This window comes from Rhodovarius lipocyclicus (assembly GCF_009900765.1).
GTDB classification, from domain to species: Bacteria; Pseudomonadota; Alphaproteobacteria; order Acetobacterales; family Acetobacteraceae; genus Rhodovarius; species Rhodovarius lipocyclicus.
The window spans coordinates 55443-74235 of sequence record NZ_JAAABL010000002.1 but is presented as its reverse complement, the minus strand read 5'-3'; the positions used below and the strand labels follow the sequence as shown (position 1 = coordinate 74235).

The 18793-nt window shown below is 70.0% G+C and carries 14 protein-coding genes; 7 read left to right on the top strand and 7 right to left on the bottom strand.

Annotated elements, in window-relative coordinates; translation table 11 throughout:
• Positions 1–3 precede the first annotated feature (3 nt).
• Together GT007_RS03190 and GT007_RS03185 are read left to right on the top strand one after the other, a co-directional pair.
• Complete coding sequence (locus GT007_RS03190) at positions 4–834, top strand: ABC transporter permease (protein WP_160120127.1); 831 nt, start codon at positions 4–6, stop codon at positions 832–834.
• The gene (locus GT007_RS03185) at positions 831–2423 is read left to right on the top strand and encodes an ABC transporter ATP-binding protein (RefSeq protein WP_160120126.1); all 1593 of its coding nucleotides are present in this window, start codon (positions 831–833) and stop codon (positions 2421–2423) included. The genes GT007_RS03190 and GT007_RS03185 overlap by 4 nt, the downstream gene beginning before the upstream one ends.
• 94 nt (positions 2424–2517) lie before the next feature.
• On the opposite strand, the gene GT007_RS03180 is transcribed toward GT007_RS03185, so the two are convergent.
• Complete coding sequence (locus GT007_RS03180; RefSeq protein ID WP_160120125.1) at positions 2518–3246, bottom strand: DsbA family protein; 729 nt, start codon at positions 3244–3246, stop codon at positions 2518–2520.
• 169 nt (positions 3247–3415) lie between these two features.
• On the opposite strand from GT007_RS03180, the gene GT007_RS03175 reads away from it, so the two are divergent.
• Together GT007_RS03175 and GT007_RS03170 are read left to right on the top strand one after the other, a co-directional pair.
• The gene (locus GT007_RS03175; RefSeq protein WP_160120124.1) at positions 3416–4849 is read left to right on the top strand and encodes a gamma-glutamyltransferase; all 1434 of its coding nucleotides are present in this window, start codon (positions 3416–3418) and stop codon (positions 4847–4849) included.
• Between the two features lies 1 nt (position 4850).
• Positions 4851–6020, top strand: a complete 1170-nt coding sequence (locus GT007_RS03170) for a pyridoxal phosphate-dependent aminotransferase (protein ID WP_160120123.1) — start codon at positions 4851–4853, stop codon at positions 6018–6020.
• 46 nt (positions 6021–6066) lie between these two features.
• Here the strand turns inward: GT007_RS03170 and GT007_RS03165 are convergent, their stop codons facing one another.
• The gene (locus GT007_RS03165) at positions 6067–6804 is read right to left on the bottom strand and encodes a response regulator transcription factor (protein ID WP_160120122.1); all 738 of its coding nucleotides are present in this window, start codon (positions 6802–6804) and stop codon (positions 6067–6069) included.
• A 296-nt stretch (positions 6805–7100) separates the two neighbouring features.
• A complete protein-coding gene (locus GT007_RS03160; protein ID WP_160120478.1) occupies positions 7101–7421 on the bottom strand; it encodes a TIGR02300 family protein in 321 nt (106 codons plus the stop codon).
• A gap of 82 nt (positions 7422–7503) precedes the next feature.
• Between GT007_RS03160 and aroA the strand changes: the two genes are divergently transcribed.
• Positions 7504–8847 carry a 3-phosphoshikimate 1-carboxyvinyltransferase gene (gene aroA / locus GT007_RS03155; protein WP_160120121.1) on the top strand — a complete coding sequence of 448 codons (1344 nt, stop codon included), beginning with the start codon at positions 7504–7506 and terminating at the stop codon, positions 8845–8847.
• Positions 8844–9470: a (d)CMP kinase gene (gene cmk / locus GT007_RS03150; RefSeq protein ID WP_160120120.1), complete on the top strand. Its 627-nt coding sequence runs from the start codon at positions 8844–8846 to the stop codon at positions 9468–9470. The genes aroA and cmk overlap by 4 nt, the downstream gene beginning before the upstream one ends.
• 115 nt (positions 9471–9585) lie before the next feature.
• Here cmk and fabF read toward each other — a convergent pair whose 3' ends face one another.
• From fabF to GT007_RS03135, 3 genes are all read right to left on the bottom strand, one after another.
• The gene (gene fabF / locus GT007_RS03145; RefSeq protein WP_268894537.1) at positions 9586–10866 is read right to left on the bottom strand and encodes a beta-ketoacyl-ACP synthase II; all 1281 of its coding nucleotides are present in this window, start codon (positions 10864–10866) and stop codon (positions 9586–9588) included.
• A gap of 28 nt (positions 10867–10894) precedes the next feature.
• A complete protein-coding gene (locus GT007_RS03140) occupies positions 10895–11134 on the bottom strand; it encodes an acyl carrier protein (RefSeq protein ID WP_160120119.1) in 240 nt (79 codons plus the stop codon).
• 189 nt (positions 11135–11323) lie between these two features.
• Positions 11324–12286 carry a D-2-hydroxyacid dehydrogenase gene (locus GT007_RS03135; RefSeq protein ID WP_160120118.1) on the bottom strand — a complete coding sequence of 321 codons (963 nt, stop codon included), beginning with the start codon at positions 12284–12286 and terminating at the stop codon, positions 11324–11326.
• Positions 12287–12390: 104 nt separating this feature from the next.
• Between GT007_RS03135 and GT007_RS03130 the strand changes: the two genes are divergently transcribed.
• A complete protein-coding gene (locus GT007_RS03130; protein ID WP_160120117.1) occupies positions 12391–15111 on the top strand; it encodes a valine--tRNA ligase in 2721 nt (906 codons plus the stop codon).
• Between the two features lie 175 nt (positions 15112–15286).
• On the opposite strand, the gene metH is transcribed toward GT007_RS03130, so the two are convergent.
• Positions 15287–18793, bottom strand: a complete 3507-nt coding sequence (metH, locus tag GT007_RS03125) for a methionine synthase (protein WP_160120116.1) — start codon at positions 18791–18793, stop codon at positions 15287–15289.

Here is an 18793-nt window from a genome sequence, read left to right as displayed (position 1 = left end):
GGCATGCGCGCGCTGAAGGCGTTCTTCCGCAGCCCGCCCGCCATCATCGGCCTGCTGCTGGTGCTGGCCGTGGTGGCGATGGGGCTGGCGGCGCCCCTGCTGTATCCGAATGACCCGCTGGGCCTGGCCGGGCGCCCGCTGCAATGGCCCGGCGCCAATCCGCGCTTTCCGTTGGGCACCGACCCGTCGGGCCGCGACATCGCGGCGCAGCTGTTCCATGGCGCGCGGATCTCGCTGCTGATCGGCTTTGTCGCCACCTCCATCGCGGTGGTGATCGGCATCGGCATCGGGGCGGTGGCGGGGTTCTATGGCGGCGCGGCCGACACGGTGCTGATGCGCCTGACCGAGGCCTTCCAGACCCTGCCCAACTTCCTGCTGCTGCTGGTGCTGGTGGCGGTGTTCGGCTCGACGATGGAGGTGGTGACGGTGGCGATCGGCCTCGTCTCCTGGCCGCCGGTCGCGCGGCTGACGCGGGCGGAGTTCCTGTCGCTCCGCACGCGGGAATTCGTCTATGCCGCGCGCATCCAGGGCCTGCCGGACTGGCACCTGATCTTCCGGGAGGTTCTGCCCAATGCCCTGCCGCCGGTCATCGTCTATGCCTCGGTCGTGATGGCGGTGGCGATCCTGCTCGAAAGCTCCCTCGCCTTCCTGCAATTGTCGGACCCGAACGTGCCGAGCTGGGGCAACCTGATCGGCCTCGGGCGCAGCGTGCTGCGGACGGAGTGGTATGTCTCGGCCATTCCGGGGGTGGCGATCCTGCTGGCCATCCTGGGCGTGTCCCTGCTGGGCCAGGGGCTGAACGACGCGCTGAACCCGCGGCTGGCACCCCGATGAGCGGCCTGCGTATCCAGGACCTGTCCATCCTGCTGCCCCGGGGCGGGGACCGCACCCATGCGCTGGCCGGCATCAGCCTGGCCGTGGCACCCGGTGAGATCCTGTGCGTGGTGGGCGAGAGCGGCAGCGGCAAATCCGTCACCGCCAGCGCGGTGATGGGGCTGCTGGCGCCGGGGCTGGCGGTGGAGCGCGGCTCCATCACCCTCGGCCAGGACAACCTGCTGGCGCTAACGCCCGCGCAGTGGCGCGCCACGCGCGGCGCCCGCATCGCCATGGTGTTCCAGGAACCCATGACGGCGCTGAACCCGCTGATGACCGTGGGCGGCCAGCTTTCGGAGATGTGGATCGTCCATCGCGGCCTGTCGAAGCGCGAGGCCCTGGCCCGCGCCCTGGCGGCGCTGGAGGAAGTGCAGCTGCCCGACCCCGCCGGCGCGCTGAACGCCTTCCCGCATGAGCTCTCGGGCGGGCAGCGCCAACGGGTGATGATCGCCATGGCGCTGGCGCTGGAACCCGAGCTGCTGATCTGCGACGAGCCCACCACCGCCCTGGACGTGACCACCCAGGCCCAGGTGCTGAAGCTGATCAAGGATCTGCAACAGCGCCACAACACGGCGGTGCTGTTCATCACCCATGATTTCGGCGTGGTGGCCGAAATCGCGGACCGCGTGGCGGTGATGCAGCTGGGCCATGTGGTGGAGGAAGGCCCGGTGGGCGAGGTGCTGCTGCGCCCGCAACACCCCTATACCCAGGCGCTGCTGGCCGCCGTGCCGCCGCTGAACGCGCCCCCCACCCGCCCCCTGCCAGACACCGGGGCGGTGCTGGAGCTGGTGGGGCTGACCAAGACCTATGCCTCACGCGGGATCTTCCGCCGGCGCAAGGCCGTGAAGGCGCTGGATGGCGTGACCGCCACGCTGAAGCGCGGCACCACGCTGGGCATCGTGGGGGAGAGCGGGTCGGGCAAATCGACGCTGGCGCGCTGCGTGGTGGGGCTGATGGGCCTGGATGGCGGGACCATCCGCATCGCGGGCCAGCCGCTGACGCAGGACCGGCAGAAGGCCGCCCACCTGGCGCAGATGGTGTTCCAGGACCCCTATGCCTCCCTGAACCCGCGCCGCAGCGTGGGCGCCCAGGTGGCGCAGGGCCCGATCGCCGCCGGCACCTCCAGCGCGGAAGCCTGGGCCGAGGCCCGCCGCCTGTTCGCCCTGGTGGGGCTGGAGCCGGAGGCGGTGCGCCGCTACCCCCATGAATTCTCAGGCGGGCAGCGCCAGCGCATCGGCATCGCCCGGGCATTGGCCATGAAGCCGGAGGTGCTGGTGGCCGACGAACCGGTCTCGGCGCTGGATGTCTCGGTGCAGGCGCAGGTGCTGAAGCTGCTGCGGGACCTGCAAGGGCGGCTCGGCCTGTCCATCCTGTTCATCACCCACGACCTGCGCGTGGCCGCCCAGCTGTGCGACGAGGTGGTGGTGATGCAGAACGGCCGCATCGCGGAAGCGGGGCCGGTGGCGGAGGTCTTCACCAACCCCCGCCACGCCTACACGCAAAGCCTGCTGGCGGCGGTGCCGGGGCGCAGCGTGCTGGAGGCTGGCTGAGCAGTCCGGCGAAGCCAAGCGGCCGGATGGCCGCGCCCGGCGTCTGAGGGCGGATCAAGACTGATCCCGGCGGTCGAGTCCTCGACCGCCGGGATCAGGCCGCCGCCGCGATCGCCGCCTCAAGCTGCTGCAGGCTGACGGCGCCGGGGATGATGGTGCTGCCCACCACCATCGCCGGCGTGCCCTGGATGTTCAGCGCGCGGGCCAGATTCACGTTCGCCTCGATGCGCCGCATGATCGCGGGGTCGTCCATGTCCCGCCGCAGCCGGGCCCAGTCGGCGCCCAGGCGCTCCGCCTCACGCCGCAGCACCGCCTCGGTGGTGTCGTCGCGGCCGCGCATCAGCGCGTCATACAGCTGGACGTACTTGCCCTGCCGCTGCGCCGCGAACAGCGCCCGGCTGGCCAGCACGGAGTTCGGCCCCAGGATCGGGATATCCTTCAGCACCACCCGCAGCTGGGAATTGCGGCGGATCGCTTCCTCCATGGTGGGGTGCATCGCCTTGCAGTAGCCGCAGCGGGCGTCGAAGAACTCCACCATGGTCACGCGGCCCTGGGGGTTGCCCTTCACCGGGTCCTCCGGGTTGCGGAACAGGGCGTCGGCGTTGCTGGCCAGCGCCTGGCGGGCGGCCTCGGCCTGGGCGGTCTGGTCGGCGGTTTCCAGCGAGGCCAGGGCATCGCGCAGAATGGACGGGTCGTCGCGCAGGGCGCGGCGCAGGATGTCCAGCACCTCCGCGCGCTGCGCCTCGGTCAGGGCCTGGGCGAGGGCGGCCTGGGCCGGCAGGGCCAGGAACGCCCCCAGGGCGACGCGGCGTGACAGGGACATGCGAATTCCTTTCTCGGGGGCCAGGTTAGCGCAGGATGACCCCCGGCAGAACCGCCTCCCGGCCTTGTTACGCCGCCCCCGGGCCGCAAGTTCCGCGCGGCGATGTTGCCGGGGGGCTGGAAGGCGTCTATCCGGGCGCTGGCATATTCGTATGGAGCCCAGTGACCTGATGCAGCAGAAGCGCGCGCCTTTCCTGGCCATGCTGGCCGCCGCCAGCCTCGCTGGCTGTTCCACGGCACGGGATTTCCTGGCGGGCCCCAACCTGCCACCAGCGGGGCGTGAGGGGCATGTGCCGGGCTTCCTGGGCGGTGTCGCCGCCGAGGAACCCAACGCCGCCGCCGCCGCCCGCGCGGTGCTGAGCGCCGGTGGCTCCGCCGCCGATGCCGCCGCCGCCGCGGGCTTCGTGCTCAGCGTCACCCTGCCCTCCCGCGCCGGTCTCGGCGGGGGTGGGGCCTGCCTCGTCTATCACCCGCGGCGTGAGGCGCCGGAGGCCGTGATCTTCATGCCGGGCGCCCGCGCCGGCAGCGTGGCCGATGCCGACCGCCCGGCCGCCGTGCCGCTGATGGCGCGCGGCCTGTTCGCCCTGACCACCCGCATGCCCGGCGGCCGCCCCTTCGAGGAGCTGATCGCCCCGGCCGAGCAGATGGCGCGCTTCGGCACCACCATGTCCCGCGCGCTGCTGGCCGATATCCAGGCCGTGCAGGAGCCGTTGTTCCGCGATCCGCAGATCCGCGCCCTGTTCACCCGCCAGGGCAATGTGCTGCCGGTGGGCGAGCGCTTCACCAATTCCGAGCTGGCCGGCAGCTTCACCGCGCTGCGCACCCTGGGTGTGGCCGACATGCACCAGGGCGCCATGGCGCGCCGCATCGCCGATGCCATGCCCCAGGCCGGCGGCGGGCATATGAGCCTGGACGAGCTGCGCGCCGCCGTGCCCGCCCTGGGCCCGGCCACCGTGATCGACGGGCGCGGCGGTGACCGCATCGCCCTGCTGCCGCTGGATGGCGGGCTGGCGGTGGGTGCCGCCTTCCGCGCGCTCGGCGCCGGGCAGGGCATGCAGGCCGCCCAGGCCCGCGCCATGGCCGTGGCCGCCGCCGCCCGCGCGGGCGTGCAAGGCGACGCTGCGGCCCTGATGGACCGCGCCGACCTGCCCGCCGGCAACCTGGACAGCCTGCCCGCCAGCACGGCGCTGGCGGTGTTCGACCGCTCCGGCGGCGCCGTCAGCTGCGTGTTCACGCTGAACAACCTGTTCGGCACCGGGCGCATGGTGCCGGGGCTGGGCTTCATCGCCGCCGCCGCGCCGGGCACCGGCCGGGTGAACCCGCCGCTGATGTCGGCCGCCATCGCCTGGGCGCCGAACATCCGCGCGCTGCGCGCGGCCGTCGCTGCCTCCGGCCAGGCGGACGCGCCTCTGGCCGTCGCCGCCCCCCTGCACGCGCTGGAGGTGGATCGCCTGTCGCCCACCGACGCCGTGGCCGCGAACACCACCGCCCGGGGCCGCACCCAGTTCGGCGGCTGCCGCAACTACCTGCCGGGCTCGCAATCCACCTGCGCCGCCGTCTCCGACTCGCGCGGCACGGGCGTCGCGCTGGGTGCGGTGGACTGACATGGCGCTGAAGGTCGGCAAGGGGGCGCACGCGCCGCCCTTCCTGGTGATGGATGTCATCACCGCCGCCAATGCCCGCGCGGCCAGCCTGCCACCCGGCGCCCCCGGCATCCTGCGCATGGAGGTGGGGCAGCCCGCCACCGGCGCCCCCCAGGGCGCCGTGGAGGCCGCCATGCGGGCCCTGAACGCCCGCGCGCCCATGGGCTATACCGAGGCCTTCGGCCTGCCCAGCCTGCGCGAGCGCATCGCCCGGCACTATGCCGAGCGTTACGGCCAGGCGGTGGACCCGCGCCGCATCGCGGTCACGGTGGGGGCCTCCGGCGCGTTTCCGCTGGCCTTCCTGGCGGCCTTCGACCGGGGCGACCGGGTGGCGATGGCCGCCCCCTATTACCCGCCCTACGCCAATATCCTGACCGCGCTCGGCATGGAGCCGGTGCTGCTGCCGGCCGGGCCCGAGACGCGCTTCCAGCCCAGCATCGCCATGCTGGAGAGACTGGATCCGCTGCCCGATGGCTTGATCGTCGCCAGCCCCTGCAACCCCGCCGGCACCATGCTGGCGCCGGAGGAACTGCGCGCCATCGCCGCATGGTGCGACCAGCGCGGCGTGCGGCTGATCTCGGACGAGATCTACCATGGCCTGTCCTGGGGGACGGTGCCCGAGAGCACCGCCGCCAGCTTCAGCGACAGCGCCGTGGTGGTGAACAGCTTCAGCAAATACTGGTCCATGACCGGCTGGCGCGTGGGCTGGCTGCTGCTGCCGGAGGATCTGGTGCGCCCGGTGGAATGCCTGGCGCAGAACATGTTCATCAGCACGCCGCACATCAGCCAGCTGGTGGCCGAGGCCGCGATGGACTGCCGCGAGGAGCTGGAAGGCAACAAGGCGCGCTATGCCGAAAGCCGCGCCGCCCTGCTGGCGGGCCTGCCCGGGGCGGGCTTCACCGATATCGCGGCGGCCGATGGCGCCTTCTACCTGTGGTGCGATGTCTCACGCCTGACGAATGACAGCGTGGAGTTCGCGGCGCGGATGCTGGAGCATGCGGGCATCGCGGCCACGCCGGGCGTGGATTTCGACAGCGGGCGCGGCGGGCGGTTCGTCCGCTTCAGCTATTGCGGCCCGGTGGAGGAGATGCGCCAGGCCCCTGCCCGGCTGAAGGAATGGCTGGGCCGCTGATTCACCGGGCGCGCCCCTCTCGCCCGGTGAACCGGCCCGCGCGGGGTCAGGCCACGCGCGCTTCGGCCAAGTTGTGGGCGGCCAGCGCGGCCGGCAGGCGCGGCGCGGCGCCCGTGGTATCGCGCACGATATAGCCACGGCCCCAGACCGTGCCGATCAGGTTGTCCACCCCGGAGCTGGCCAGCTTCTTGCGCAGCTTGCAGATGAAGACGTCGATGATCTTGGCGTCCGGCTCGTCGATGCCGCCATAGAGGTGGTCGAGGAAATTCTCCTTCGACAGCACCGCGCCACGGCGCAGCACCAGCAGTTCCAGGATGGCGTATTCCTTGCTGGTCAGCGGCACGGGCTGGCTGTTCACCAGCACCTCACGCGCGGCCAGGTCCATCACCACGCCGTTCACCTCCAGCCGGGAATGGCTGAAGCCCTTGGAGCGGCGGATGATGGCGTGCAGGCGGGCCACCAGCTCATCCTGGTCAAAGGGCTTGGCCATGTAGTCGTCGGCGCCGGCCTGCAGGCCCTTGATCTTGGCCTGGGCGCGCGTCTGGGCCGAGAGCATCAGGATGGGGGCGTTGTTGCGCGCCGCGCGGATGCGGCGGACGACTTCATAGCCTTCGCCGTCGGGCAGCATCACATCCATGATGATGGCGTCGTAATCATAGAGCTTGGCGAGTTCGAGGGCCTCGGCGCCGGTTTCGGCGGTGTCCACGACCATACGGGATTGCTGCAGGATGAAATTGATGCCCTTGGCAATCGTCCGGTCATCTTCGGCGAGCAGGATACGCATGGTTGAGGGGCCCTTTTGGGTTGCTGGTGCCCCAAGAATACAACCTATTGGTGTGTAGTCCACAGCTTTTACGTGTATCTAACGTCTCATTAACAAGATTCTTTAAGATTTATCACCGGATTCCGAGGAACGTCCTGGGAACATAGGGCTGAATCTCGGCCACTGCCACAAAAAAAGCGACGCCCCCCTTCCGGGGCGCCGCTCGCGCTCTGCAACCATGACGGGTAAGTCCCTCCCCACCCCGGCTGGCGGACCCCGCCGGGGTGTTCGCCGCGACCCGGCGAAAGGGGAGGGCTTCAGCCCTCTTCGTCGCGGGTGTCTTCCACCTCGATCTCGGCCTCGATGGCCTCGTCCTCGTCTTCCAGCTCGTCCGCTTCCAGGCCGGCCGCGTCGGTGTCCACGTCGTCCAGCTCCACGTCGTCGGTCTCGGCCTCCGGCGTCGCGGCGCGCTTCTTCAGCTTGTCATCCACCGGGGCGGCGGCGCGGCGCAGGCGGGGCTGCTCCGCCGGCTGCTCGGTGCCGCACTTGGGGCACTGGGCTGGCTGCCGGCCCAGGTCGTAGAATTTCGTGCCGCAGGACACACAGGTGCGCTTGGAACCGAGTTCGGGCTTCGCCATGGTGGTCGCCTTCACCAATGAGAGGAAACAGAAGGTGCGGCGCATTGCCATGCGCTCAACCCCCTGTCAAACCACCTGCGCCATGACGTCCAGCACAGCACCCCGCCCCCTGCGCTCCGCGCCGCCCAAATCGCCGTTTTCCGGGCATTTCCGGGTGGCCGGCGACAAGTCCATTTCCCACCGCGCGCTGATGTTCGGTGCGCTGGCCATCGGCACCACCGAGATCGAGGGCCTGCTGGAAGGCGAGGATGTGCTGCGCACCGCCGCCGCCATGCGCCTGCTGGGCGCCAGCGTGGAGCATCTGGGCCCCGGCAGCTGGCGCGTGGCCGGGCGCGGCATCGGCGGCCTGACCGAACCCGCGGACGTGCTGGATATGGGCAATTCCGGCACCGCCGCGCGGTTGATCTGCGGGCTGCTGGCGGGCCACCCGATCTTCGCCGTGATGACCGGCGATGCCTCTCTGCGCCGCCGCCCCATGAAGCGCGTGACGGACCCGCTGGCGGCCACCGGCGCCGCGTTCTGGTACCGCGACGGCGGGCGCCTGCCGCTGGCCGTGAAGGGCGCCGCGACGCCCCTGCCGCTGGACTACACGCTGCCGGTGGCCTCGGCCCAGGTGAAGTCGGCCTGCCTGCTGGCGGGCCTCTGCGCGCGCGGCACCACCCGCGTTATCGAACCCGAGGCGACCCGCGACCACACCGAGAACATGCTGCGCCATTTCGGCGCCACCGTCCGGGTGGCCCATCACGGCCATGGCCGCGTGATCGAGCTGGTGGGCCAGCCGGAACTGACCGCAGCCCCGGTGGTGGTGCCGGGCGACCCGTCCTCCGCCGCCTTCCTGGCCGTCGCTGCCCTGCTGGTGCCCGGCAGCCGCATCGTGATCGAGCATGTGGGGCTGAACCCGCTGCGCGCCGGCATCTTCGACACGCTGAACGAGATGGGCGCGGGCATCGTGGTGCAGAACCCGCGCCTGGAGGGCGGGGAGCCCGTGGGCGACCTGCTGGTGGAATCCCGCCCGCTGCACGGCATCACCGTGCCGGCGGAAAGGGCGCCCTCGATGATCGACGAGTACCCCATCCTGGCGGTGGCCGCCGCCGCCGCGCGCGGGCCCACCCGCATGCTGGGCCTGAAGGAACTGCGGGTGAAGGAAAGCGACCGCCTGTCGGCCACCGCCGCCCTGTTGCAGGCCGCGGGCGTGGCCGTGGCGATCGAGGGCGATGACATGATCGTGCAGGGCGGCACCCCGCAGGGGGGCGGTACGGTCGTGACCCATATGGACCACCGCATCGCCATGTCCGGGCTGGTGCTGGGCCTGGCGGCGCGGGATGGCATGGCGGTGGACGACGGCGCCTTCATCGACACCAGCTTCCCCGGCTTCGCCGCGCTGATGAACCGGGCCGCCGGCGCGGATGTGGTGGTGCCGGCGTGAGCCGCCCGCCCATCATCGCGGTGGATGGCCCGGCCGCCGCCGGCAAGGGCACGCTGGCCCGCCGGCTGGCCGCCACGCTGGGGCTGCCCTACCTCGACACCGGGCTGCTGTACCGCGCCGTGGGGCGCCGCGTGCTGGATGCGGGCGCCGACCCGCGTGACCCCGCCGCCGCCGCCAGCGCCGCCCAGACCCTGACCGCCGCCGACACCACCCGCGCCGACCTGCGCGGCCCGGACGCCGACCGGGCCGCCAGCGCGGTCGCCGCCATCCCCGCCGTGCGGGCGGCCCTGCTGGACTTCCAGCGCCGCTTCGGCGCCGAGAACGGCGCGGTGCTGGATGGCCGGGACATCGGCACCGTGGTGTTCCCCCAGGCCGACGCCAAGCTGTTCGTCACCGCGAGCCCGGAGGTGCGCGCCAGGCGCCGCTTCCTGGAGCTGCAGGGGCGCGGCCAGGCCGCGGAATACGAGACCGTGCTGGCCGAGATCCGCGCCCGTGACGAGCAGGACATAAACCGCGCCGTGGCGCCCCTGAAGCCCGCCGAGGACGCCAAGCTGCTGGACACCAGCGAGCTGGATGCGGAGGCCGCCTTCCAGGCCGCGATGAGGCTGCTGGGGCGCGGCTGATTCCTGCGGAAACATCTTTTGACGCGCGGCGGGCCCCGCCTGGGGCCGCCACCTAACAAAAACGCCGCCCGGGGATGCCCCGGACGGCGTTCAGCCGTATCGAAACGGACGCGAATCAGACCCGCTTGAACACCACCGAAGCGTTGGTGCCACCGAAGCCGAAGCTGTTGGACAGCACCACGTCGATCTTCCGGCTCTGCGCTTCCTTCGCCACCAGGTCGATCACCGTCTCGCGAGAGGGCTCTTCCAGGTTCAGCGTCGGCGGGGCCGTGTTGGTGCGGATCGCCTGGATCGAGAAGATCGCCTCGATCGCGCCGGCGGCGCCCAGCAGGTGGCCGGTGGCGGATTTGGTGCTGCTCATGGCCAGCTTGTTGCCAGCCTCGGCCCACAGGCGCTCCACCGCGCTCAGCTCGATGTTGTCGCCCACCTGGGTGCTGGTGCCGTGGGCGTTCACGTACTGCACCTCGGACGGCGCAACACCCGCGCTGCGCAGGGCGTTGCGCATGGAGCGGAAGGCGCCGTCGCCCGTCTCGGAGGGCGAGGTGATGTGGTAGGCGTCGCCGGACATGCCGTAGCCCACGACCTCGGCGTAGATCTTCGCGCCGCGGGCCTTGGCATGCTCGTATTCCTCGAGCACCAGCACGCCCGATCCCTCACCCATCACGAAGCCGTCGCGGTCCTTGTCCCAAGGGCGGGAGGCCTTGGCCGGCGTGTCGTTGAAGGCGGTGGAGAGCGCGCGGGCGGCGCAGAAGCCGCCGATGCCCAGTTCGCAGATCGCGGCCTCGGCGCCGCCGGCGACCATCACGTCAGCGTCGTCCAGGGCGATCAGGCGGGCCGCGTCACCGATGGCATGCACGCCGGTGGCGCAGGCGGTCACGGCCGAATGGTTAGGGCCCTTGAAGCCATAGCGGATGGAGACGTGGCCGGAGGCCAGGTTCACCAGCGAGGCCGGGATGAAGAAGGGCGAGATGCGGCGCGTGCGGCCTTCGGCCACCAGCTTCGCGGTTTCCTGGATGGTTTCCAGCCCGCCGATGCCGCTGCCGATCATGACGCCCGTGCGCTCACGCGAGGGTTCGTCCTCCGGCTCCCAGCCGCTGTCCTGGACCGCTTCCACAGCCGCCGCGTAGGCGAGCTGGATGAAGCGGTCCATCTTCTTCTGTTCCTTGACCGGGATGTATTCCGATGGGTCGAACCGGTTGTCGGCGCGGGAACCGGCGGGCACCTGGCCCGCCACCTTCGCCGGAAGGTCCTTCACATCGAAGCCCTGAATGGCGCTGATACCGCTCTCACCAGCGACAAGCCGCCCCCAGACATGATCTGCGCCAACGCCCAAGGGGCTGACGATTCCCATGCCGGTGACGACCACGCGGCGCGGCGCGAAACCTTGTGCGAACACTGAGGCGTTACTCCCGGCCAGCCGCTCTTCAGGCGGCCTTCTGCTTTTCGATGAAGTCGATCGCGTCCTTGACGGTGCCGATCTTCTCGGCGGCGTCGTCGGGGATCTCCACGCCGAAGGCCTCCTCGAAGGCCATCACCAGCTCGACCGTGTCGAGGCTGTCGGCGCCCAGGTCGTCGATGAAGGAGGCGGTTTCCGTCACCTTGCTCTCCTCGACGCCGAGGTGCTCCACCACGATCTTCTTCACCTTGTCGGCGACTTCGCTCATCTCTCTATCTCCTGGCTGGCCCCGCATGCCGGGCGCTGAAACTGACCCTTCGGCCGGGCCGTGCTGGCGCCGCCCGGAATCCGGGCACCGCCGGGCGGGCCGGACAGGCTTCGGGGGTTAACGGGGTGCGCGGCAGAAGGCAAGGGGTGCCGCGACATCGGGCGGCCGCGGAAGGGTCATGGGTGCCCCTCACCGCACCTCATTCACCAGCGCCCCGCCCGCCAGGAACCTGTCCAGATTGTCCCGGAAGATCCTGGCCGCCCGCATCATGTTCCCCGCCGCCGGCCCCGCGGCGTGGGAGGAAATGATGGTGTTCGGCGTGCTCCACCACGGGCTGTCGGGCGGCAACGGCTCCTGGCTGAACACGTCCACATAGGCGCCCATCAGCTGGCCGCTTTCCAGCGCGGCCCGCACCGCCGCCTCATCCGCCACGCCCCCGCGTGAGACATTGACCAGCCCCGCCCCCTTCGGCAGCGCCGCGATCTGCCCGGCCCCCAGCAGGCCGCGCGTGGCCTCCGCCAGCGGGCAGGCCAGCACCAGCCAGTCCGTCTCCGGCAACAACCCCGCCAGATCGGCATAGACCCCGGCACTGACGAACCCCTCGGGCGGCACCGCGCGCGCGCTGCGCGACAGGCCGCGCACCGTCAGCCCCACGGCGGCCAGCAGGCGGCCGATCTCCTGGCCCACCGGGCCCATGCCCACCACCGTGGCACGCTGCCCCGCCAGGTCAGGCGGAAAGGGCAATTTCGCGGGGGACCAGCGGCGGGCGGCCTGGGCCTCGACCCAGCCCGGCAGGCCGCGCGACAGCCCCATCAGCATCGCCACCGCCGATTGCGCCACCGCCACCGCATTCGCCCCGGCCGAGGTCGTGACGCGCACGCCCCGCGCCATCAGCTCCCGGTACACGGGCCGGTCGGCGCCGGCGGAATGGATCTGCAACCATTGCAGCCCCGGATTCGCCACCAGCGATTCCACGAAGATGCGCCAGGCCGGCGGCGGGGCGTCCCGGGACCCGCCCGAGAACAGCTCACGCGACAGGAAGGCCGCGTCGAAACCGCTGGGCGGGTGCGCCGGGTCGTACAGCATGGGCTCGACGGCGGGGGGCAGGGAACCGGCCTCGGCCAGCGCGGCCCGGGTGATGAGGAGCTTCATGCGGCCAGCCTAAGGCAGGCGCGGCGGGTGCAAAGGGGGTGTTTCAGGGCAGCCATCCCGCCCCCGCCCTTGACCGCGCGCCCTCGAAGGGGAAGTTACGCCCCATGCTCGACAAGACCTTCGACCCCGCCAGCTTCGAGACCGCGCTGTATGAGCGCTGGGAAGCCTCCGGCTGCTTCAACGCCAGCCAGCCAGGGCGGGAGGAGGCCGCGCCCTTCACCATCGTCATCCCGCCGCCCAACGTCACCGGCAGCCTGCACATCGGCCACGCGCTGAACAACACGTTGCAGGACGTGATGGTGCGCTACCACCGCATGAAGGGCGACGACACGCTGTGGATGCCCGGCACCGACCACGCCGGCATCGCGACCCAGATGGTGGTGGAGCGCCAGCTGGCGCAGACCCAGCAGCCCGGCCGCCGCGAACTGGGCCGCGAGGAATTCCTGCGCCGCGTCTGGGCCTGGAAGGCCGAGAGCGGCGGCACCATCACCCGCCAGCTGCGGCGCCTCGGCGCCAGCGTGGACTGGCCGCGCGAACGCTTCACGATGGATGAGGGCCTGTCCAAGGCCGTCATCGAGGTGTTCGTGCGCCTGCACCGCGATGGCCTGATCTATCGCGACACCCGCCTGGTGAACTGGGACCCGGTGTTCCAGACCGCGATCTCCGACCTCGAGGTCGAGAGCCGGGAGGTGAAGGGCAGCCTGTGGCACATCCGCTACCCGGTCGAGGGCGGCGGCGAGATCGTGGTGGCCACCACCCGCCCGGAAACCATGCTGGCCGACACAGCGGTGGCCGTGCACCCGGAGGATGAGCGCTACGCGGCGCTCGTCGGCAAGCACGTCATCCTGCCCATCACCGGCCGGCGCATCCCCATCGTGGCCGATGCCTATTCCGACCCGGAAAAGGGCACGGGCGCGGTGAAGATCACCCCCGCGCACGACTTCAACGATTTCGAGGTGGGCAAGCGCCATAACCTGGCCAGCCCCACCATGCTGGACGCCGAGGGCCGGGTGACCTTGGCCGAGATCGGGCGAGGCAGCGACTTCCTCAACAGCCTGGAGGGCCTCGACCGCTTCGAGGCGCGCAAGCGCATCGTGGCCGAGCTGGAGGCGACCGAGGCCCTGGTGCTGGTCGAACCCCACACCCACCAGGTGCCGCATGGCGACCGCTCCGGCGTGCCGATCGAGCCGCGCCTGACCATGCAGTGGTATGTCGATGCCGCCACCCTGGCCCAGCGCCCGATCGAGGCCGTCGAGACCGGCCGGGTGAAGTTCGAGCCCAAGCTGTTCGAAAATACCTTCTTCGCCTGGATGCGCGACATCCAGCCCTGGTGCGTCTCCCGCCAGCTGTGGTGGGGGCACCAGATCCCGGCCTGGTACGCGCCGGATGGCCAGGTCTATGTCGCCCGCGATGAGGCCGAGGCCCAGGCCCTGGCCGGCCCCGGCGTGGCGCTGACGCGCGACCCGGATGTGCTCGATACCTGGTTCAGCTCGGCACTCTGGCCGTTCAGCACGCTGGGCTGGCCGGAACAGACGCCGGCGCTCGCCAAGCACTACCCCACCAATGTGCTGGTCACGGGCTTCGACATCATCTTCTTCTGGGTCGCCCGGATGATGATGATGGGCGAGTACTGCACCGGCGTCGCTCCCTTCTCCACCGTCGTCATCCACGGCCTAGTCCGCGACGAGAAGGGCCAGAAGATGTCGAAGTCCAAGGGGAACGTGATGGACCCCCTGGAGCTGATCGACGCCTATGGCGCCGACGCCGTGCGCTTCACCCTGTGCGCGCTGGCCAGCCCCGGCCGCGACATCAAGCTGGCGAAGCAGCGGATGGAAGGCTACCGCGCCTTCGCCACCAAGATCTGGAACGCCGCGCGCTTCCTGGAAATGAACGGCATCGCGCCCGACCCCGCCTGGAAGCGGGAGGACGCGACGGCACCGCTGGCCCGCTGGATCCTGGAGAAGACCGATGCCGCCGTGCTGGCCGCCAGCGCCGCCATCGAGGGCTTCCGCTTCGACGACTACGCCAACGGCGCCTACGCCTTCACCTGGGGCACCTTCTGCGACTGGTTCATCGAGCTGGCCAAGCCCACCCTGGGCGGCGAGGCGACCGACGAGCAGGCGCAGGTGAAGGGCGCCGCGCAATACGCGCTGGGCACCATCCTGAAGCTGCTGCACCCGGTCATGCCCTACATCACGGCCGAGCTGTGGGAGAAGCTGGGCTATGGCGACGCCGTGGGGCTGGTGACCGCCCCCTGGCCCGAAGTGCCCGCCTTCTCGACCGAGGACCTGAACGCCGGCGGCATCGACTGGGCCATCGCCTTCATCGAGGAAGTGCGCGCCACGCGCGGCGAATTCGCCAAGCTGGACCCGGCCAATGCCAAGGCCTGGCTGGGGGCGACGCTGCCGATCTGGCGGGGTGCTCGGGCCTTTGAAGACCCCGGCCCCTCCCTCTCCAGCTTGGTCGAAGGCAATGCCGGCGCCATTTCTCGGCTGGCCAAAGTGGCGCTGCAAGAAGACAAGCCTTATGGGACCCGCGATCCTGCTGTCGGAGATTCGGAGCACTGCGCGCAGATGCCCTTCCGCGGCCACATCTTCATGATCGACGTGGGCGCGCCCATCGACCGCGCCGGCGCCAGCAAGGCCAAGCGCAAGGATATCGAGAAGCTGGAAAAGGACCTCGCCTCCACCGAGGCCCGGCTGGCCAACGCCGACTTCATGGCCCGCGCCAAGCCCGAAGTGCTGGAGGAAATGCACGAGCGCAAGCGCAGCCTCAGTGAGAAGCTGGTGATGGAAAAGGGTGTGCTGGAACGGTTGGGCGGCTGAACGAGAGGGGCGCCGCCCCTCTCGAACTCTCCCCGCCAAAGGCCGAAAGGCCCTTGGAACCCAGGAATTGGCGCTTCACCTTGGCCGGTGAGGCGCCATTTTCATGATAGGGTCTCGACTAGGAGAGCGGTTGATCCCAGCATAGCGCGAGAGGGCGGCGCCCTCTCGCATCCCCTCACACCGTGAAGTACTTCGCCTTCGGGTGATGCAGCACGATGGCGCTGGTGGACTGCTCCGGGTGCAGCTGCCACTCGTCGCTGATCGAAACCCCGATGCGGTCCGCCTTCAGCAGCTTCAGCAGCGGCTCCTGGTCCTCCAGCTTCGGGCAGGCCGGATAGCCGAAGGAATAGCGCCCGCCCCGATACCCCTGGGCCAGCATCTTCTCGATATCCGGCTCATCCTCGGCGGCGAAGCCCAGCTCGGCGCGGATGCGCTTGTGCACGTATTCCGCCATCGCCTCGGCCATCTCCACCGACAGGCCGTGCAGGTACAGGTAATCCTGGTAGCGGTTCTCCTCGAACCACTCCCGCGCCACGTCGCTGGCCTTCTGGCCGACAGTGACCACCTGCAGCCCGATCACGTCCCGCACCGGGTCCTCGATGTCGCGCAGGAAGTCGGCGATGCACTCGCCATCCTCCTTCGGCTGGCGCGGCATGGTGAAGCGGACGGCCTCGGTCACGCCGTCCTCCTCGAACAGCACCACGTCGTTGCCTTGCCCCGCGCATTTCCAATAGCCGTAGATGGCCTGCGGCTTGAGGATGTTCTGCTCCTCGGTCAGCGTCAGCATGCGGCGCAGCACCGGGCGCAGCTCCTGCTTCGCCCAGCCCAGGAAATCCTCCAGGCTGCGGCCCTGCTTGCGGAAGCCCCACTGGAACTGGAACAGGCTGCGCTCGTTGATGAAGGGCACCAGGGCGCGGGGTGCCGCCTCCATCACCTTCGCCCCCCAGAAGGGCGGCGTGACGGGCGCCAGCCCGTCCATGATGCGCTTGCGGCGCCCCTGGGCGTAGTTGATGTCCACCGGCTGGAAGCCGCGCGGGTCGGCCGTGCCCAACGTGCGCTTCTCGTTGCGGGACTTGCCCACGCGCTTAGTCTGGATGGCCGAGAGGTAGTCGTCGAAGCCGTTGCCGACCACCTTGTCCATCAGCGTGAGGCCATCGAAGGCATCGCGGGCATAGGCCACGCGGCCATTCCCCGCCTCGCCGCCATAGGCACGGACGCAGTCATCCTCGACGTAGTTGCGCGTCAGCGCGGCGCCGCCCAGCATGACGGGGATGTCGAGGCCCTGGCGCTGCATCTCCTCCAGGTTCTCGCGCATCACGACGGTGGATTTCACCAGCAGGCCGGACATGCCGATGGCATGGGCCTTATGCTCGCGCGCGGCCGCCACCATGTCCGCCAGGGGCACCTTGATGCCCAGGTTGATCACCTTGTAGCCGTTGTTGGTCAGGATGATATCGACCAGGTTCTTGCCGATGTCGTGCACATCGCCCTTCACCGTGGCCAGCACCATGATGCCCTTCTCCTGGCCTTCCACGCGCTCCATCAGCGGCTCCAGGAAGGCGACGGCGGATTTCATCGTCTCGGCGGATTGCAGCACGAAGGGCAGCTGCATCTTGCCCGCGCCGAACAGCTCGCCCACCACCTTCATGCCGTCCAGCAGCACGTCGTTGATGATGGCCAGCGGGGTCATGCCCTTGGCCAGGGCCTCGTTCAGGTCGTCCTCCAGCCCCTTGCGGTCGCCATCGACGATGCGGTCCTTCAGGCGGCCTTCGGGGGTTTCGGCGCGCACCTTGGCCACGGCATCGGCGGCCTTGCGGCCGGCGAACATCTCCAGCAGCTTCTGCAGCGGGTCATAGCCTTCCTCGCGCCGGTCGAAGATCAGGTCCTCCATGACCTTCACCTCCTCGGGCGGGATCAGGTGCAGGGGCTTGATCTTCGACACATGCACGATGGCACCGGTCATGCCGGCCTTCACCGCATGGTCCAGGAACACGCTGTTCAGCACATGGCGCGCGGCCGGGTTCAGGCCGAAGGAAATGTTCGACAGGCCCAGGATGATCTGGATGTCCGGGAACTTGTCCCGGATCATGCGGATGCCTTCCAGCGTCCATTGCCCCAGCTTGCGGTCGTCCTCATTGCCGGTGGCGATGGTGAAGGTCAGCGGGTCGATCATCAGGTCGGACTGCGGCAGGCCGTACTTGCCGCAGGCGAATTCCACCAGGCGGGTGGCGATGCGCAGCTTGTCCTCGGCGGTCTTGGCCATGCCCACCTCGTCGATCGTCAGCGCGATCACGGCGGTGCCGAATTTCTTGGCCAGCTTCAGGCGCTCGATCGCATGGCCCTCGCCATCCTCGAAATTGATCGAGTTGATGATGGGCTTGCCGCCATGCAGCTTCAGCGCGGCCTCGATCACCGGGGTTTCCGTGCTGTCGATCACCAGCGGCGCGTTCACGCTGGCGGTGAAGCGGCGGATCACCTCGTTCATCTCCGACATCTCGTCGCGCCCGACGAAGGCCGTGCAGATGTCCAGGCTGTTGGAGCCCTCGGCCACCTGCTCACGCCCGATGGCCAGGCACCCGTCCCAGTCATGCGCCGCCTGGCGCTCGCGCCACGCCTTGGAGCCATTGGCGTTGCAGCGCTCGCCGATCGAGAAATAGGCGTTTTCCTGCCGCAGCGAGGTCGCGCCATACAGCGAGGCCACCGACGGCACCCAGTGATACTTCCGCACGACCGGCGCCGGGCGATGGTTGGCACCGCCCAGCCGGCGCAGCATCGCATCCAGCGCGCCGATATGGTTGGTGTTGGTGCCGCAGCAGCCGCCGATCAGGTTCACCCCGTATTCCATCACGAAGCGTTCCATCCACACCGCCATGTCGGCGGCGGCGAGCGGGTAGTAGGTCTGGCCGTCCACCAGCTCCGGCAGGCCGGCATTGGGCTGCACGGAGATCAGGCCGGGCCAGTTCTGGCTCAGGAAGCGGACGTGTTCGGCCATTTCCTGCGGGCCGGTGGCGCAGTTCAGGCCCAGCAGCGGCACATCCAGCGCATGCGCCACCGTGGCGGCGGCGGCGATGTCCGGGCCCACCAGCAGCGTGCCCGTGGTCTCGACCGTCGCCTGCACGAAGATGGGGATGTCCTTGCCCGCTTCGCGCAGCGCGATCTTGGCGGCGTTGACGGCGGCCTTGATGAACAGCGTGTCCTGGTTGGTTTCGGTCAGCAGCGCGTCGGCGCCGCCCGCGATCAGGCCGCGGCACTGCACGGTCAGCGCGGCTTCCAACGTGTCGTAGTCGATGTGGCCCAGGCTCGGCAGCTTGGTGCCCGGGCCGATATCGCCCACCACCCAGCGGTGGCGGCCATCGGTGAATTCCTCCGCCGCCTCCCGCGCGATTTCCACCGCGAGCTTGTTCATCTCGAAGGCGCGGTCGCCCAGATCGAACTCGGCCAGGGTAATGGGGCTGCCGCCGAAGCTGTTGGTCAGCACCATGTCGGCGCCGGCGGCGTAGTAGCCGCGATGGATCTCCCGCACCATGTCGGGGCGGGAGAGCACGAGCACATCCGTGCAGTTCTCCTTGCCCCAATAGTCGCGCTCGATATCCAGCGTCATGCCTTGCACGATGCTGCCCGTGCCGCCGTCGCAGAGCAGGACGTGGGACTTCAACGCTTCGAGCAGATGCGGACGGGACAT

What these genes read in the sequence shown, in the direction of transcription:
- GT007_RS03190 (WP_160120127.1), top strand. Translation starts at nt 4, where the DNA reads ATGCGCGCGCTGAAGGCGTTCTTCCGCAGCCCGCCCGCCATCATCGGC.
- GT007_RS03185 (WP_160120126.1), top strand. Translation starts at nt 831, where the DNA reads ATGAGCGGCCTGCGTATCCAGGACCTGTCCATCCTGCTGCCCCGGGGC.
- GT007_RS03180 (WP_160120125.1), bottom strand. Translation starts at nt 3,246, where the DNA reads ATGTCCCTGTCACGCCGCGTCGCCCTGGGGGCGTTCCTGGCCCTGCCG.
- GT007_RS03175 (WP_160120124.1), top strand. Translation starts at nt 3,416, where the DNA reads ATGCAGCAGAAGCGCGCGCCTTTCCTGGCCATGCTGGCCGCCGCCAGC.
- GT007_RS03170 (WP_160120123.1), top strand. Translation starts at nt 4,851, where the DNA reads ATGGCGCTGAAGGTCGGCAAGGGGGCGCACGCGCCGCCCTTCCTGGTG.
- GT007_RS03165 (WP_160120122.1), bottom strand. Translation starts at nt 6,804, where the DNA reads ATGCGTATCCTGCTCGCCGAAGATGACCGGACGATTGCCAAGGGCATC.
- GT007_RS03160 (WP_160120478.1), bottom strand. Translation starts at nt 7,421, where the DNA reads ATGGCGAAGCCCGAACTCGGTTCCAAGCGCACCTGTGTGTCCTGCGGC.
- aroA (WP_160120121.1), top strand. Translation starts at nt 7,504, where the DNA reads ATGACGTCCAGCACAGCACCCCGCCCCCTGCGCTCCGCGCCGCCCAAA.
- GT007_RS03140 (WP_160120119.1), bottom strand. Translation starts at nt 11,134, where the DNA reads ATGAGCGAAGTCGCCGACAAGGTGAAGAAGATCGTGGTGGAGCACCTC.
- GT007_RS03135 (WP_160120118.1), bottom strand. Translation starts at nt 12,286, where the DNA reads ATGAAGCTCCTCATCACCCGGGCCGCGCTGGCCGAGGCCGGTTCCCTG.
- GT007_RS03130 (WP_160120117.1), top strand. Translation starts at nt 12,391, where the DNA reads ATGCTCGACAAGACCTTCGACCCCGCCAGCTTCGAGACCGCGCTGTAT.
- metH (WP_160120116.1), bottom strand. Translation starts at nt 18,793, where the DNA reads ATGTCCCGTCCGCATCTGCTCGAAGCGTTGAAGTCCCACGTCCTGCTC.